Genomic DNA, 16,193 nt, shown 5'->3' with positions numbered 1-16,193 from the left:
AATCCAGAACCCATGTCGTCGCGCTTCCGTCGCGAAGCTCCGAGGTTCTGGATTCCCGCCTTCGCGGGAATGACGGCGGTGCATGAAGGCGTGACGTCATGACCCCCCGCACCATCACCCCGCTCCCGCAGCTCAAGGACGCGCAGCTCCGCGCCAGCCGGCCGGAGGCGCACGTCTGGCTGTCGGCCTCCGCGGGCACCGGCAAGACGCAGGTGCTCGCCGCGCGCGTGTTCCGCCTGCTGCTGCGCGATGTCGAGCCGTCCGCGATCCTGTGCCTCACCTTCACCAAGGCGGGCGCGGCGGAGATGGCGGCGCGCGTCAATCGCCAGCTCGCGGCCTGGGTGCGGATGCCCGACACCGATCTGGCCGCCGATCTCGCCGCGCTGGGCGAGCGGATCACGCCGGCGATGATCGCCCGCGCGCGCACCCTGTTCGCGCGCGTGCTCGACGCACCCGGCGGGGGCTTGCGCATCCAGACGATCCACGGCTTCTGCCAGGGGCTGCTCGCCGCCTTCCCGATCGAGGCCGGGCTGGTGCCGGGCTTCCGCCCGATCGAGCCGCGCGAGGAAGCGCTGCTGCGGCGGCAGGCGCTGTCCGATCTGCTGGTGCAGGCCGAGCGCGATGGGCGCACCCGCCCAGTCGAGACGATCGGCGCGCTCAGCCTGCGGCTCGGCGAACAGGGGGCCGAGCAATTCCTCGCCGATTGCGCGCGCGCGCATGATGCGCTCCAATCGCTCCCGAGCGGGATCGCACCGTTCATACGGACGCAGCTTGGGCTCCCGCTCGGCGATATTGCCGCATATATTCGCGACGCCTGCGGCACCGAAGCGATCGATCGTGCGACGCTGGACACAATCGCATCGCTCAATCGCGGCTGGGGAACGAAGAGCGGCCTCGACCGCGCCGAGACGATCGGTGCATGGCTCGCCGCGGACGTCGACGAACGTACCGCGACGCTCGACCGTTTGCACGGCGTCTGGGCAAAAAAGGACGGCGAACCAATGTCGTTCGGCAAGGGACGCGCCCCGGCCGACGCCGATTACGCCGATCACGCGATGCGGATGCACGGCTGGTGCGGCGAGTTGCTGTCGCTCCGCACCCGCGCTGCCTATGCGGACTCGCTGGGGGCCGCGCTGGAGGTCGGGCGTGACTATGCGCGCAGCTATGCGGCGGCAAAGCGGCACAGCGGGGCGGTCGATTTCAATGACTTGATCGACGCCGCGGTCGCTCTGTTGCGGCAGGAGGGGATCGGCGAGTGGATCCGCTACAAGCTCGATCAGATCACCGAACACGTGCTGGTCGACGAGGCGCAGGACACGAATGTCGCCCAATGGACGATCATCCGCGCGCTGGTCGATGAATATTTCGTCGGGCGCGGCGTTTATGCACCCTCGGTGCGCACCTTGTTCACCGTTGGTGACCTGAAACAGGCGATATTCGGCTTCCAGGGCACCGATCCGCTATTCTTTGTCGCGGCCGAGGAACACTTCGCTCGAAAGGCACGAGAAGTATCAGGTGACGATATGATGCCTGATCACGAACGTGGTTTACCATTCGATCGCCTCTCGCTGACTGATTCATTCCGCTCGACTGCGCCCGTTCTGGAATTTGTCGATCAAGCAATCGAAACCATTGGCGCTGCCGGCCTGGGCTCGGCAGACGCCATCCCGCCGCACGCCAGCCAAGTCATTGGTCCAGGCGCCGTAATACTGTGGCCGCCGATCGCGGCAGGTGCGACCGAGGCCGAGGACGGCGGCGAGGAAGGCTGGATCGACGATGCCGTCCGCGCCAACGCCACCCGCATCGCGCAGGCGGTGAAGCGCTGGCTCGGCCCGCTCGAAAACGGCGGTATGATGCTGGAAAGCAAGGGACGCCGCCTGCGCCCCGAGGACGTAATGATTCTCGTCAAGCGTCGCGGCGAGCTGGCGCAATTGCTGGTCGCGCGGCTCTATGCAGAGGGCGTGCCCGTCGCCGGTGTCGATCGCTTGCGGCTATCCGCGCCGCTGGCGGTACAGGACCTGCTCGCCGCAGTGCGCTTCGTGCTCCAGCCTGACGACGACCTGAGCCTCGCCAGCCTGCTCGTCTCGCCGCTGATCGGCTGGACGCAGGACGAGTTGATGATGCGCGCGGTCGAGCGGCAGGGCTCGCTGTGGCGGCATTTATCGCGCCATCATGCCGAACATGTCACCGAACTGGCCGGATTGCTCGCCAGCGCCGATTACGACACGCCGTATCGCTTCCTCGAGATGCTGCTGTCCGGGCCGCCCGACGGGCGGCGCAAGCTGCTGGCGCGCCTAGGTGAGGAGGCGCGCGATCCGATCGAGGAATTGCTCAACGCCGCGCTCGATTTCGAAACCGGCTCGACGCCGTCGCTGCAACGCTTCCTCGATTGGTTCGAACGCGATGAGGTTGAGATCGTCCGCGATGCCGCCGCGCCGCTCGACGCGGTACGCGTGATGACCGCACACGGTGCGAAGGGCTTGCAGGCGCCGCTGGTGATCCTTGCCGACGCCACCGCTGATCCCGACGCGTCCCCGCGCTCCACGTTGATGTGGACGCCGGAGGGGATGGAGAAGCCGATCCCGGTGTTCCGCCCACGCCCTGCCGAGCGGGCCGGCGCGATCGATGCGGCGATGGTGCAGGTCGAGCAGCGCGAGCGGCAGGAACATTGGCGGCTGTTCTATGTCGCCGCCACCCGTGCCGAAGAGCGGCTGGTGATAGCCGGTTCGCTCAGCGCCAAATGGCAGGGCATCCCACCGGAATCGAGCTGGTATGCTGCGGCCGCACGCACGCTCGACGCGCTGGGCGTCGTTGGTGAGGGCGAGCGGGTCTTCGCAGGACGCAAGCCCGCGATGCCGGTCGTGGTGAAGGGCGGGGCAGGTGAGGCGGACGAGGGCGCTATCGTGCTCCCTGCCTGGGCGCGTCGTCCGGCCCCCGAAGACGCCAAGCCGCCGCGCCCGCTGACCCCGTCCTCGGTCGGAGAAGATGCGGTCAGCGACGCGCCGCCCGCCCCCGCCGCGCGCGATGCGGCTGAACGCGGCACGCTGATGCACGCCTTGTTCGAGCGGCTCCCCCCACTCGCGCCGGCCGCACGCGAGTCGGCGGCGTTGCGCTGGCTGACCGCGCGCGGTGTCGACGATCCGCAAGGCGTGCTCCGCCCGGTCATGGCGGTGCTGAACGATCCCGATTATGCCGATTTGTTCGGCTCCGCCGCGCTCGCCGAAGCGCCGATCGCCGCGACCTTGCCCAGCGGACGCGTGATCTCCGGCACGGTCGACCGGTTGCTGATCGGCGACGGCGTGGTGCGCGCGATCGATTACAAGACGGGGCGCAATGTCCCCGATGGCATCGACGGGGTGCCTGACTATCACCTGCGCCAGATGGCCGCCTATCACGCGGCGCTGGAGGTGATCTTCCCCGATACGCGCGTCGCGGTGGCGCTGCTCTACACCGCGGGGCCGCGGCTCATCGAGTTGCCCGCTGCGCTGCTCGATCCCGTCAAGCGGCGCTTCTCGGGCCCGGAGCAAAGCTTGGCCATCGGTGCTTGAGCGCACGTACGCCGCACCCTAGGTTGATGGCATCCAAGGAGTAATGACATGGCCACCAAGAAAATCACCGACGCCAGCTTCCAGACCGACGTGCTGTCCGCCGACAAGCCGGTGCTGGTCGATTTCTGGGCGGAATGGTGCGGCCCATGCAAGATGATCGGCCCGTCGCTGGAGGAGATCAGTGAGGAATTGGGCGAGCAGGTGACGATCGCCAAGCTCAACATCGACGAGAACCCCGACGCGCCGGGTCAATACGGCGTGCGCGGTATTCCAACGATGATCCTGTTCAAAGGCGGCGTGCCGGCGGCAACCAAGGTTGGTGCCGAGCCGAAGGGTCGGCTCAAGGCGTGGCTTGAGGGCGAGCTCGGCTGATGCTGTTGGCGGCGCTCTTGTTGATACAGACCGCCGCCACGGTTTCGACCCCGGCTGCAACATCGTCGTGTCGGCATGAAGAACGATCGGGCGGTACGGTGTTGGTGATCCGCGGGTCGGATCGTGACTGTGGCCGGTTTCGCGCGGCGCGATCCTTCGAAGGTGTCTGGATCGACGAATTCGAAGGATCGCGCTTTGTCGAAGGCGCGCGAAGCTACGAGGATGCGCGACGACGGCCGGTGGCCGACCGACAGGTTTACTGGCTGGCGATCGACGACAAGAGCGACATCGCGAACGTTCTGCCGCGGCGGTATGGCACCGCTTACCGCATCCGGCTGATCGCGCGGGAGAAGCTGCCTGAGGCGCAAAGGTCGCGATTCAGCCTGCCGGGATTCGGGCATATGGGGATGTGGCATCGAAGTATCTTGGTCGATGCGGTTCGTTCGGCCGAGGTGATCCGCATCGCGCCTGATTGACGGATGTCCTCGCTCCGGACTTGATCCAAGCCCAGCTCTCACGTTCAGCAATCGGATGGAAGCGCGGCCCCGGTTCAAGGCCGAGCCGACGAAGAGGGTAAATTGACCTTAGGTCAGCGGAATCATCACGTTCGCCGCATATCCCGGCCGCGCTTTGAGCCGCTCGTACCAGTCCGCAACATGCGGCAGTGGCTGACGCATCAGTCCGAGTGCAAAGAACGTATGCGCGTATACGCCCATTGGGACATCGCCAAGGCCGAACGCCTCGCCTGACAGCCACGGCTGAGTCGCAAGTGCGGTGTCGAGCATCGCCATCATCCGCCCGCACGCCACAGTTGCACGCTCGATCGCATCGGCGTCGCGCTGCTCGGACGATTGACGGACGAGCCCGACGAACGCCGGCCGCTGCGCCTCGGCATAACCGAACTGCCAGTCCATCCAGCGGTCCGCGAGCGCGCGCTGCACCGGATCGGCGGGCCACAGCGCATCGTTGCCATATCGCGCCGCCAGATAGCGCAGGATCGCGTTCGATTCCCACAGCACGACGTCGCCGTCCTCGATCGTTGGCACCAGAGCATTGGGGTTCTTGGCGCGATAGGCGTCGTCCATCCCGAACGCGCCGCCGACGTCGTGGCGCTGATAGGGTAATGCCAGCTCCTCGGCGAGCCAGACGACCTTCTTGACATTGTGCGAGTTCAGCCGGCCCCAGATCGTCAGCATCGTGCCGCTCAGCTCCGATAGTCGGCGTTGATCGAGATGTAGCCGTGCGTCAGGTCGCAGGTCCACACCGTCGTACGGCCCTCGCCGAGCCCGAGGTCGACGCCGATCTCGACATTCTGCCCCTTCAGATGCGCCGCGACCGGGGCCTCGTCGTAACCGGTGACCGCCAGCCCGCCCTCGGCGACCTGGGTCGCGCCGAAGCGGATCGCCAGCCGGTCCCGCTCGGCCGGTTCGCCGGCCTTGCCGACCGCCATGACCACGCGACCCCAATTGGCGTCCTCGCCCGCGATCGCGGTCTTCACCAGCGGCGAGTTGGCGATCGACATGGCGATGCGGTGCGCCGAACGGTCGCTCTCCGCGCCCTCGACGGTCACCTCGATCAGCTTTGTCGCACCCTCGCCATCGCGCACCACCAGCAGCGCGAGCTGGCGGCAGACGTCGGCCAGCGCCGCGCGGAAGGCGTCCGCACCGTCGCTGTCGTCGCTGGCGAGCGGCGTGTTGCCGGCCGCGCCGGTCGCGAACGCCAGCACGGTGTCGCTGGTCGAGGTGTCGCCGTCGACCGTGATGCACGAAAAGGTCCGTGCGTTCGCCGCCGACAGCGCCGCCTGCAGGAACGGTGCCTCGACCGCGGCGTCGGTGAAGATGAAGCCGAGCATCGTCGCCATGTCTGGCGCGATCATCCCGGAACCCTTGATGATCGCCGCGATCGTGACCGTGCGGCCGTCGACCACCGCCGTGGCATGCGCGCCCTTGGGGTAGGTATCGGTGGTCCCGATCGTCTCCGCCGCCGCGCGCCAATCGGCGTCCGGCGCGACGAAGGCAGCGGCGAGCCCAGCCTGTGCCTTGTCGATCGGCAGCGGCACGCCGATCACGCCGGTCGAGGCAACGAACACGTCCGACGGGCGACACCCGATCGCCTGCGCGGTCTGCGCCGCGATCGCCTCGACCGCCTCGCGCCCGCGATGGCCGGTGAAGGCATTGGAATTGCCGGCGTTCACCACCAGCGCGCGCGCCTCGCCCAGCACCAGCGCCTTGCGGCACCATTCCACCTCGGGCGAGGGGCATTTCGATTGCGTCAGCACCCCCGCAACGGTGGTGCCGGGCACGAACTCGGCAAAGGTCAGGTCGGTGCGATCCCATTCCTTGTAGCGCGCGCGGGCGACGCGCAGCCGGACGCCGGCGACCGGCGCCATTTCGGGGAACGGAGTGGCGAGCGGGGAGATGGACGTCGACATGGCGCTGCCTTAGCTTTGCGGCCGGGGCAGGCAAAGGGGGCTGGTGACGCAATGCGGACGATCGGGTGGATGACGGCGCTGGTCGTAGCGGCGGCGGTGCCGGCCGTGGGCAAGGATGCGCCGCGCGTGGTGACGGAGGCGGTGCCGCTGGATGTCGGCGAGTGGCTCGGCTTCGACAGTTATCCTCCGGCCGCGATCCGTGCCGGAGAGCAGGGGCGCGTGGTCGCGATCGTGACGATCGACGCGACCGGCCATCCGAGCGCATGCCGCATCGACATCTCGATCGGCTCCCCGGTGTTGGAAAAAGGCACGTGCGACGTCGTGCTCTCCAAGGGGAAGTTCGCGCCGGCACGGGATGCTAAGGGGCGCGCCGTTGCAAGCGAGATGACCATGCCGGTGCGTTGGGTACTGCCGGGAGAGGGCGATTATCCCTTGCCGTCCGATCCGAACGACTTCACCAACATCACAACCATCGCCTCGGACGACACCATCATTGGCTGCGAGTCGCTCGTAAACGGCAAGCTGCAATCGAATGATCTGGCCAGATGTGGCTTAAACCCGGCGGGGTTACGCGCGAACGTGAAGGTGGTCGGCAGCTATCGGCTGCGATCCGACTTTCTCATCCGCAACGGCGATACTCCGCCGCCGATGCCCGCCGCGCCTTTGGCGAGCCGCCTGCTTTCCTTGCGCGAAGCCCGACAGACTGTCGATGTGGAGGGAGTGCCGACGAACTGCACGATGACGTTCAGCGGCGAATGGGCAGAGGAGCAGATGAGGCATCCGGTGCCGACAGCCTGCGACGCGGGCCAACGCTTCCAGCCTGTCCGCGACAAGAATGGTGTGCCCAAACCGGCACATGTGCTTGTGGTAGATCGGACGACGCTGCTTCCTCCGCCAAATTGATGGTTTACCCGCGAGCGGGCGGTGGACGTTCCCGCGCGTGCATCCTATGTCCGGCGTCGTGAATCTGCTGCTGCTCCTTTCTGCGTTGCTCTCCGCGCTGACCGGCGTCGGTGGCAGCGTGCGTCAGCCGCAGGTTGCGCAGGCGGTGGCGCAGCAAGTGAAGGCCGTTGCGATCGTGTCCGCCGCTCGGCATCTCGCTACGCGTCCGGCCGCGCCGCGCGCCACTTCCGCCGCCGCGTGCAACGCACCGATCGCGCGCGTCTTCGCGCTGGCCGCGGTCGAGCCGATCTTCGCGGGCCGCCGGCGCGAGTAGCGCAACGCCCGCTTCGTCACGCCACTTCTTCCCGCGCGGTCGCTCGACATCGGCACCGCCGCGCCGCTTCCAGATACAGGATCACGCCCATGTTCGGCGGTATTGCCAAGTCGCTCTTCGGTTCGTCCAACGACCGTTACGTCAAGTCGCTCAACCCGATCCTCGCCAAGATCGCCTCCTACGAGCCGGCGTTGCAGGCGATGGACGATGCCACGCTGTCGCATCAGACGGTGGTGTTCCGGGAGCGGCTGGCGAATGGCGAAACGCTCGACCAGCTGCTGCCCGAGGCGTTCGCCACCGTCCGCGAGGTGGCGAAGCGCGTGTTGGGGCAGCGTCACTATGACGTGCAGATGATCGGCGGCATCGTGCTTCATCGCGGCGAGATCGCCGAGATGCGTACCGGCGAGGGCAAGACGCTGGTCGCCACGCTCGCCACCTATCTCAACGCGTTGCCGGGCGAGGGCGTGCACGTCATCACCGTCAACGATTATCTCGCCAGCCGCGATGCCGACTGGATGGGGCGCGTCTATCGCTTCCTCGGGCTGACCACCGGCGTGATCGTGCCGAACCTGTCGGACGAGGAGCGCCGCAACGCCTACGCGGCCGACATCACCTACGGCACGAACAATGAATTCGGCTTCGATTACCTGCGCGACAATATGAAGTACGAGCGCAGCCAGATGGTGCAGCGCGCCTTCTCGATGGCCATCGTCGATGAAGTCGATTCGGTGCTGATCGACGAGGCGCGCACGCCGCTGATCATCTCCGGCCCGACCGATGACAAGTCCGAGCTGTATATCGGCGTCGACGCGATCGTGAAGCAGCTGACCGAAGAGGATTACGAGAAGGACGAGAAGCAGAAGTCGATCGTCCTGACCGAGGACGGGACCGAGCGTGCCGAGCGGTTGCTGGAAGCGGCCGGCCTGCTGGAAGGCGCAAACCTGTACGACTTTGAGAATACGCAGGTCGTCCACCATCTCAATCAGGCGCTGCGGGCGAACGCGATGTTCAAGCGCGACACCGATTATATCGTCAAAGACGGCAAGGTCGTCATCATCGACGAATTCACCGGGCGCATGATGGATGGCCGCCGCTGGTCCGACGGGCTTCATCAGGCGGTCGAGGCGAAGGAAGGCGTTCAGATCGAGCCCGAGAACCAGACGATGGCCTCGATCACCTTCCAGAACTACTTCCGCATGTACCCGAAGCTGGCGGGGATGACCGGCACCGCCGCGACCGAGGCGGCCGAATTCTACGACATCTACAAGATGAACGTCGTCACGATCCCGACGAACAAGCCGGTGCACCGCGTCGACGAGGAAGATGAGTTCTACAAGGACACCCAGGACAAGTTCCGCGCGATCGCCAAGAAGATCCGCGAACATGCCGAGACCGGACAGCCGGTGCTGGTCGGCACGGTCTCGATCGAAAAGTCCGAGCTGCTGAGCGAGTTTCTGCGGCAGGAGGGCGTCGATCACTCGGTGCTCAACGCACGCTATCACGAGCGCGAGGCGCACATCGTCGCGCAGGCCGGGCGGCTGGGTGCGGTGACGATCGCCACCAACATGGCGGGCCGCGGCACTGACATCCAGCTGGGCGGCAACCTCGAAATGCGTGTCGAGGACGAACTGGCCGGTATGCCCGAGGGGCCGGAACGCGATGCGGCGATCGAGCAGATCCGCGCCGAGATCGCCGCCGAGAAGCAGAAGGTGCTGGAGGCCGGCGGGCTGTTCGTGCTCGCGACCGAGCGGCATGAAAGCCGTCGTATCGACAACCAGCTGCGCGGACGGTCGGGCCGTCAGGGCGATCCGGGGCTCAGCCGCTTCTATCTGTCGCTCGACGACGATCTGCTGCGTATCTTCGGCCCGGACACGTTGTTCGCCAAGATGATGCGCAACAACATCAACGATGGCGAGGCGATCGGCAGCAAGTGGCTGACCAAGGCGATCGAGACCGCGCAGAAGAAGGTCGAGGCGCGCAACTACGACATCCGCAAGCAGGTCGTCGAATATGACGACGTGATGAACGATCAGCGCAAGGTGATCTACGAGCAGCGCGCCGACATCATGGATGCCGATACGGTCGGCGACGTGGTGACCGACATGCGCGCCGAAACGGTTAACGCAATCGTCGGCGAGGCGTGCCCACCCAATTCCTATCCCGAGCAATGGGACGTGGAGGGAATGAAGACGCGGCTGGCGGAGGTCCTGAACATCGCGCCGCCGATCGACGACTGGCTGAACGAGGACGCACTCGACCCCGAGATCGTCACCGAACGCGTGCTGGCCGAAGCCGATGCGATGGTGGAGGCCAAGGCTGCGGAGCTGGACACCGCGACCTGGACGCAGGTGGAAAAGTCGATCCTGCTCCAGAACCTCGACCATCACTGGAAGGAGCATCTCGCGATGCTCGACGCGCTGCGCCAGGTCGTCCACCTGCGCGCCTATGCGCAGAAGACGCCGATCAACGAGTATAAGCAGGAGGCCTTCAACCTCTTCCAGCGAATGCTCGACGCGATCCGCGAGGATGTGACGCGCACGATCGCGTTCGCGCAGTTCCAGATGCAGGCCCCGCCGCCGCTGCCTGACCTGCCCGACTTCATCACCACGCACTTCGACCCGTTCACCGGCGAGGACAATTCGAACGATATCGATGCCGGCACGCGCGGGCTGGTGACGACGACGATCCCGCCGCTCCAGATCCCGCAGCCGACCGCCGCCGATCTCGGTGACGATCCGGCGAGCTGGGAAGGGGTGGTCAGCCGCAATGCACCGTGCCCGTGCGGGTCGGGGCGCAAGTACAAGCACTGCCACGGCGCGGCGTAAGCGCGACCGGTTACCCACCAGTCCGCCGTCATCCCGGGCTCGACGCGGGATGACGGTCCTTACGTCCGATCCGCTATCTCCGCCGTGGAGGGCGGAGCCTCTGACAGCCATTGCCGTTTGCGCTTCCGCGTCTTAGCTTCGCTTCATGAATACGTTTCTCGTCATCCTGCTGGTCGCGGCGATGATCGCCACGGTGGTCGCGCTGGTGCGCGGCATCGTTTCCTTTCTCCAGAGCGCCTCGGCCGAGGCGCGCGGGGAAGGGCCGACCGCGGCGCAGCTAAAATCCAACCGGATGATGCAGATGCGCATCTTCTATCAGACTTTGGCGATCCTGATTGTGGTGGTGATCTTCGTGGCCGCCGGACGTAACTGATGGTCCGGCTCAACCGCATCTACACGCGAACCGGCGATGAGGGCACGACCGGGCTGTCGGATGGCAGCCGCGTCGCGAAGACCGATGCGCGCATGCAGGCGATCGGCGATGTCGACGAGGCGAACAGCGCCATCGGGGTGGCGATTGCGGCGCTGGGCGACTCCGCGCTGGTCGAGCAACTCACCCGCGTTCAGAACGACCTGTTCGATCTTGGCGCCGATCTCGCCACGCCGGGCGACGATTACGAACCCGGAGAGATGACGCTGCGGATCGTCCCCGCGCAAGTCGCGCGGCTGGAGGCTGAGATCGATGCGCTCAACGCGAACGTTCCGCCGCTGACCAGCTTCGTGCTGCCCGGCGGCGCGGCGGCGTCGCTGCATCTGGCGCGCGCGATCGTGCGGCGCGCCGAGCGGTCGGCCATCGCGCTCGCCCCGCACGCCAATCCACAGGCGCTGATCTATCTGAACCGCCTGTCGGATTTTCTTTTCGTTACCTGCAGATCGGTGAACCTTAACGCAGGTGGCGACGTTCTGTGGGTAGCAGGGGCAAACCGATAACATAGGGCAGTCCCGTGCGCGCCCGATCTCCCGGGTGGCTGCAGGAGGACGATCATGGAAGCGCTCCCCCGGCTCTACGCCGGGACCGACCCGCTGACGCAGCGCTTTGCGCAAGTACGAGGGTTGAGCGAGGCGCTGGTCGCCCCGCTGTCCGATGCCGATGCCACGGTTCAGTCGATGGACGACGCCTCCCCGGCGAAGTGGCATCTGGCGCATACGACGTGGTTTTTCGAAACCTTTGTATTACGCGATCATGTGCCCGGCTACGTGCTGCACGACGCGCGGTTCCCGTTCCTGTTCAATAGTTATTACGAGGCCGAAGGGCGTCGCCATGCGCGCGGGCGGCGCGGGATGATCACGAGGCCGACGCTGGACGAGGTGCTGGCGTATCGGCGCGCGGTCGATGCGGCGTTGCTGGCGGCGTTCGCCGAGCTGCCGGCGGCAGCGCTGGAATTGGTGGCGCTTGGATGCCATCACGAGGAGCAGCATCAGGAGTTGCTGGTCACCGACATCCTGCACCTTTTTTCCGAGAACCCGCTGGAACCCGCCATCTGGTCGCCCGAGCGCAAGGTGCCGGTCGCGATGCCGGGACCGGTCGGGTGGATAGAGAGCGCCGAACGCATCGTCGAGGTCGGGCATAACGGCTCGGGCTTTGCCTTCGATTGCGAGGGGCCGCGGCACCGCGCCTTGCTCCACGCGCATGCGATCGCCGACCGTACCGTTACCAACGGCGAATGGGCGGCCTTCATCGCCGACGGCGGCTATCGCGATGCGCGGCTGTGGCTGTCGGACGGCTGGGCGTGGGTGCAGCGCGAACGGATCGGCGCGCCGCTGTACTGGGAGCATCGCGAGGGCGCTTGGACACGCTTCGGGCTCGACGGACGGCGCGCGGTCGATCCGGCCGCGCCGGTGACGCATGTCAGTTTCTACGAGGCGGATGCCTATGCGGCCTGGGCAGGCGCGCGGCTGCCGACCGAATTTGAGTGGGAGGCCGCGGCTGCCGCGCATGATGCAAGCGCCGGCAACCAGCTCGACGGTGCAGGCGCGATCGAGCCGCGACCGGCCGAGGGCGGGCCGGCGTTTTTCGGCGATGTGTGGGAATGGACCGGCTCGGCCTATCGCCCCTATCCCGGCTTCCATCCGGTCGCTGGGGCAGTCGGCGAATATAACGGCAAGTTCATGAACGGGCAGTTCGTGCTGCGTGGCGGGAGTTGCGCGACCCCGCGCGGCCATGCGCGCGCCTGCTATCGCAACTTCTTCTATCCGCATCAGCGCTGGCAATTCACCGGCGTGCGGCTGGCAAAGGACCTCTGACACGATGCTGAAACCCGAGGCTGAAGACGGGCAGGTGACGCTAGCCGACCCGCAGTTCCGCGCCGACGTGCTGGCCGGATTGGCGCGGCGGCCCCGCGCGATCCCGGCGCGCTGGTTCTACGATCATCGCGGGTCGGAATTGTTCGAGCAGATCACTGACTTGCCGGAATATTATCCGACGCGGACTGAAACCGCACTGCTGGAGGGTTTGTGCCCCGAATTGCGCGGGATCGTCGGCGAGGGGCGTGCGGTGGTCGAATTCGGGTCGGGGTCGTCGACCAAGACGCCGATCGTGCTACGCTGCGTAAATCCTTCGTCCTATGTGCCGATCGACATTTCTGGCGACTTCCTGCGGCAATCGGCGCGCGAATTATCGGACGCCTTCCCTGAACTGCTGGTGCTCCCGTTCGAGGCTGATTTCACGCGTCCGCTGACCTTGCCGCACACGATCGCGAACGCGCCGAAGCTGGGGTTCTTCCCCGGGTCGACGATCGGGAACCTGATCCCGCTAGCGGCGGTCGACCTGTTGCGTGCGATGCGGGCATCGTTGGGCGCCGATAGCAACGGGGGTGCGATGCTGCTGATCGGGATGGACCGGATCAAGGACCCGGCGATGCTGGTGCCCGCCTATGACGATGCGCAGGGCGTGACCGCGGCGTTCAACCGCAACCTGCTGGAGCGGATCAATCGCGAGCTGGACGGAACGGTGCCGGTCGATGCCTTCGCGCATGAGGCGCGCTGGAACGACGATCGCGCGCGGATTGAGATGCATCTGGTCGCGACGCGCGATGTGGAGTTCACGGTCGAGGGGCGCGATTTCACGATGGCGGCGGGCGAGTCGATCCATACCGAGAACAGCCACAAATACGGTGCGCGCGACGCCCGCATCCTGCTGCGTGCGGGCGGTTGGACGCCGGTTCGCGAATGGACCGATGCCGAGGGCAAGTTCGCGGTGATCCTCGCCGAGGCGCAGGCGGAGCGGCCGGCGCCTTAACTCCGCCGTCAACATGATCCCTTCGCCCCCTGCTTGCGCAAGGGCGACAGTGACTCAGTCGCGGCGCACGCCGGTGACGCTGAACGATTTCGGTTCGACCGGCGGGATCGCGGAATCGTTCAGCTCGCATTGCCAGAAGCCGACGTCGATCCAACGTCCCTGTTTGTAGCCGACCTCGCGATACACCCCCGCGCGGCGGAAGCCGACCGCTTCGTGCAGCGTGATCGAGGCGTCGTTGGGGAGCGTAATGACGCCGATCGCCTGAGTGAATCCCTGCGCGCGTAACGTGTCGACCAATGCCTCGTAGAGCAGCCGCCCGACGCCTTGCCCGTGTGTTGCACCGCCGACGTAGATCGACGTCTCTACCACGTAGCGATACGCCGGACGATCCCTGAACTGCGTCGCATAGGCATAGGCCAGCACCGCGTCGCCGGTGGTGGCGACCAGCCAGGGATAATAGCCGGCCGACGCCGCGACGCGCTCGCGCATCGCCGCTGCGTCGGGCGCCTCGTTCTCGAACGAGAAGGTGCCCGACAGCACGAACGGCGCGTAGATTGCGGCGATCGCGGCGGCGTCGTCGCCGGTCGCAGCGCGGATCGTGATCGGACCCTGCGTCATCACAGGCCGATCCGCGCGACGACCAGCTGCCACAGGTTGCGATCTTCAGCGCGTGCCGCGATCGGGCCGAGCCCGACGCATTCGAGGCATTGCGCGCGCACCGCCGCGCCGCCGAGCATCCGCTTCGCATCGCCGAGCGCGGACGCGAACGCCTGCTGGCGCTGCCACGTCAGCCGCGACAGCGCGTCGGCGGGGGCGGTGGCGTCGTCATCGTCTTCCTGGCTGGCGACCTGCTGCGCGATCTGTGCCGCGAAACCGGGCTTCTTCTCCAGCCAGACCGGGCGCGCATCGTCGAGCTTCGCGCGCTTCGCCGCCTCCGCCACCGCATCGTCGAGCCCGCCGAAGCGATCGACCAGTTTCAGCTGCTGCGCGATCCCGCCGACCCACACCCGGCCCTGACCGATCTCGTTGACGCGCGCGATCGGCAGCTTGCGCGATTGCGATACGCGGGTGAGGAACTGGAGATAGCCGTGCTCGATTCCGGCCTGGACGATCCGGTCCAGCTCGGGGGTGGTACCGCCGAGCACGTCGGGCTGGCCCGACAGCGGGGTGGTCTTCACGCCGTCGGTCGACAAACCGATCTTCTTGAGCGTGTTCTCGAAGGTCGGGATAATCCCGAAGATGCCGATCGAGCCGGTGATCGTGCCGGGCTCGGCGAAGATCACGTCGGCCGGCGTCGACACCCAGTACCCGCCCGACGCGGCAAGCCCGCCCATCGAGACGACCACCGGCAGCCCGCGGCGCTTGGCCTCCAGGATAGCAAGCCGGATCTTCTCGGACGCCAGCACCGAGCCGCCCGGTGAGTCGACGCGCACGACCAGCGCCTTCAGGTCGTTCTCAGCCAGCCCGTCGTAGAGCAATTTCGACACGGTATCGCCCGCCGCCTTGCCGGGGCCGGACTCGCCGTCGACGATCTCGCCCGCGATCGTCAGCACGCCGACCTTGCCCTTCTTCGGCAATGGGTTCGCGGCGACATAGGCGGTATAATTGATCGTCCTGAACCAGCCCGCGACCTTCTTGTCGTCCCCGCCGGCAAGCTGGGCGACGCGGCGGCCGAACGCGACGCGGTCGCCGAGCTTGTCGACCAGCCCGGTGGCGACATTGGCGCGCGACACGTCGCCCTGCACCTGCGCGACAAGCTGCGCGGGGTTGGTCAGCCACGGCGCGAGCTGCGCCTTGGGACGCGCGGTCGAGACCGCCTCGCGCCATTGATCGAACAGCGTGCCGTAAAGCGCTTGCGAAGCCTCGCGCGCCTCCGGGCTCTGGTCGGTGCGGGTATAGGGCTCGACCGCCGACTTGAACTTGCCGACGCGATAGACGTGCGCATTGACGCCGAGCTTGTCGATCAGCCCCTTGTAGAACAACTGGTTGCCGCCCGGCCCGGCGAAGAAGGTGCCGCCGAGCGGGTCCATCCAGATCTCGCTCGCCGCCGAGGCGAGGCGATAGCCGCCGTCGGTATAGGCGGTGGCATAGGCGAGCACCGGCTTGCCCGCGGTGCGCGCACGGAGCAGCGCGGCCTGAACCTCACCGAGCACCGCCGGATAGGCGCCGCCGAAGCGATCGAGGTCGAGGACGATCGCCTTGACGCGATCGTCGGTGCGTGCGGCGTCGATTGCGCGCAGCACATCGCGCAGACGATATTGCTTGCCGACCTGCTGCCCGCTGAGCAGTGCGGTGAGCGGGACTTCCTCGGGCTGTTCGACGATCGGGCCATCGAATTTGAGCACCAGCGCGCCGTCGCCGATCGCGGCGGGGCGCTGGCGCGCGTTGAGCGCGGCGAAGATCGCCGCGAAGAACAGCAGCATCGCGACGAGCACCAGCGCGTCCTTGATCCCGACCAGCAGCTTCCAGGCGCCGCGTACCAGCTTCATCGTTCCTGCCACCTTCGTTGTATGGCGGCGATCGTAGCGCGGCGTGTATGACCGGGGCAATACGCTTTGAGGGT

Annotated in this window: 14 protein-coding genes; 10 read left to right on the top strand and 4 right to left on the bottom strand. The window is 66.7% G+C overall.

Annotated features, from left to right (window positions below):
* Positions 1 to 98 precede the first annotated feature (98 nt).
* The 3 genes from addA (at position 99) to AADI75_RS04030 (ending at position 4,396) form a co-directional block, all read left to right on the top strand.
* On the top strand, positions 99 to 3,548 hold the full coding sequence (gene addA, locus AADI75_RS04040; protein ID WP_341207761.1) for a double-strand break repair helicase AddA: 3,450 nt from the start codon (positions 99 to 101) through the stop codon (positions 3,546 to 3,548).
* A 48-nt stretch (positions 3,549 to 3,596) separates the two neighbouring features.
* On the top strand, positions 3,597 to 3,920 hold the full coding sequence (trxA, locus tag AADI75_RS04035; protein WP_028966059.1) for a thioredoxin TrxA: 324 nt from the start codon (positions 3,597 to 3,599) through the stop codon (positions 3,918 to 3,920).
* Between the two features lie 239 nt (positions 3,921 to 4,159).
* On the top strand, positions 4,160 to 4,396 hold the full coding sequence (locus AADI75_RS04030) for a hypothetical protein (RefSeq protein ID WP_341207760.1): 237 nt from the start codon (positions 4,160 to 4,162) through the stop codon (positions 4,394 to 4,396).
* A 108-nt stretch (positions 4,397 to 4,504) separates the two neighbouring features.
* Here the strand turns inward: AADI75_RS04030 and AADI75_RS04025 are convergent, their stop codons facing one another.
* Together AADI75_RS04025 and argJ are read right to left on the bottom strand one after the other, a co-directional pair.
* Positions 4,505 to 5,116 carry a glutathione S-transferase family protein gene (locus AADI75_RS04025; RefSeq protein ID WP_341207759.1) on the bottom strand — a complete coding sequence of 204 codons (612 nt, stop codon included), beginning with the start codon at positions 5,114 to 5,116 and terminating at the stop codon, positions 4,505 to 4,507.
* An 8-nt stretch (positions 5,117 to 5,124) separates the two neighbouring features.
* Entirely contained in the window at positions 5,125 to 6,351 is a 1,227-nt protein-coding gene (gene argJ / locus AADI75_RS04020; RefSeq protein ID WP_341207758.1) for a bifunctional glutamate N-acetyltransferase/amino-acid acetyltransferase ArgJ, read from the bottom strand.
* 69 nt (positions 6,352 to 6,420) lie between these two features.
* Between argJ and AADI75_RS04015 the strand changes: the two genes are divergently transcribed.
* From AADI75_RS04015 to egtD, 7 genes are all read left to right on the top strand, one after another.
* Entirely contained in the window at positions 6,421 to 7,254 is an 834-nt protein-coding gene (locus AADI75_RS04015) for an energy transducer TonB (RefSeq protein WP_341207757.1), read from the top strand.
* Positions 7,255 to 7,300: 46 nt separating this feature from the next.
* Entirely contained in the window at positions 7,301 to 7,567 is a 267-nt protein-coding gene (locus AADI75_RS04010) for a hypothetical protein (protein WP_341207756.1), read from the top strand.
* Positions 7,568 to 7,656: 89 nt separating this feature from the next.
* Positions 7,657 to 10,392 (top strand): preprotein translocase subunit SecA, encoded by a 2,736-nt coding sequence (gene secA, locus AADI75_RS04005; protein ID WP_341207755.1) that lies wholly within the window; start codon positions 7,657 to 7,659, stop codon positions 10,390 to 10,392.
* Positions 10,393 to 10,537: 145 nt separating this feature from the next.
* Complete coding sequence (locus AADI75_RS04000; protein WP_341207754.1) at positions 10,538 to 10,765, top strand: twin transmembrane helix small protein; 228 nt, start codon at positions 10,538 to 10,540, stop codon at positions 10,763 to 10,765.
* Positions 10,765 to 11,322 carry a cob(I)yrinic acid a,c-diamide adenosyltransferase gene (locus AADI75_RS03995; protein WP_341207753.1) on the top strand — a complete coding sequence of 186 codons (558 nt, stop codon included), beginning with the start codon at positions 10,765 to 10,767 and terminating at the stop codon, positions 11,320 to 11,322. The genes AADI75_RS04000 and AADI75_RS03995 overlap by 1 nt, the downstream gene beginning before the upstream one ends.
* Positions 11,323 to 11,376: 54 nt before the next feature.
* Positions 11,377 to 12,636, top strand: a complete 1,260-nt coding sequence (gene egtB, locus AADI75_RS03990) for an ergothioneine biosynthesis protein EgtB (RefSeq protein WP_341207752.1) — start codon at positions 11,377 to 11,379, stop codon at positions 12,634 to 12,636.
* 4 nt (positions 12,637 to 12,640) lie between these two features.
* Positions 12,641 to 13,630: an L-histidine N(alpha)-methyltransferase gene (gene egtD, locus AADI75_RS03985; protein WP_341207751.1), complete on the top strand. Its 990-nt coding sequence runs from the start codon at positions 12,641 to 12,643 to the stop codon at positions 13,628 to 13,630.
* Positions 13,631 to 13,684: 54 nt separating this feature from the next.
* Here the strand turns inward: egtD and AADI75_RS03980 are convergent, their stop codons facing one another.
* Together AADI75_RS03980 and sppA are read right to left on the bottom strand one after the other, a co-directional pair.
* Entirely contained in the window at positions 13,685 to 14,248 is a 564-nt protein-coding gene (locus AADI75_RS03980; protein WP_341207750.1) for an N-acetyltransferase family protein, read from the bottom strand.
* The gene (sppA, locus tag AADI75_RS03975; RefSeq protein WP_341207749.1) at positions 14,248 to 16,119 is read right to left on the bottom strand and encodes a signal peptide peptidase SppA; all 1,872 of its coding nucleotides are present in this window, start codon (positions 16,117 to 16,119) and stop codon (positions 14,248 to 14,250) included. Before sppA ends, AADI75_RS03980 begins: the two co-directional genes overlap by 1 nt.
* Between the last annotated feature and the right edge of the window lie 74 nt (positions 16,120 to 16,193).

The sequence above is a fragment of the uncultured Sphingomonas sp. genome (genome assembly GCF_964021865.1).
Taxonomy (GTDB): domain Bacteria; phylum Pseudomonadota; class Alphaproteobacteria; order Sphingomonadales; family Sphingomonadaceae; genus Sphingomonas.
The sequence above is the reverse complement of the archived record's forward strand: the minus strand, read 5'-3'. Positions and strand labels throughout refer to the sequence as shown.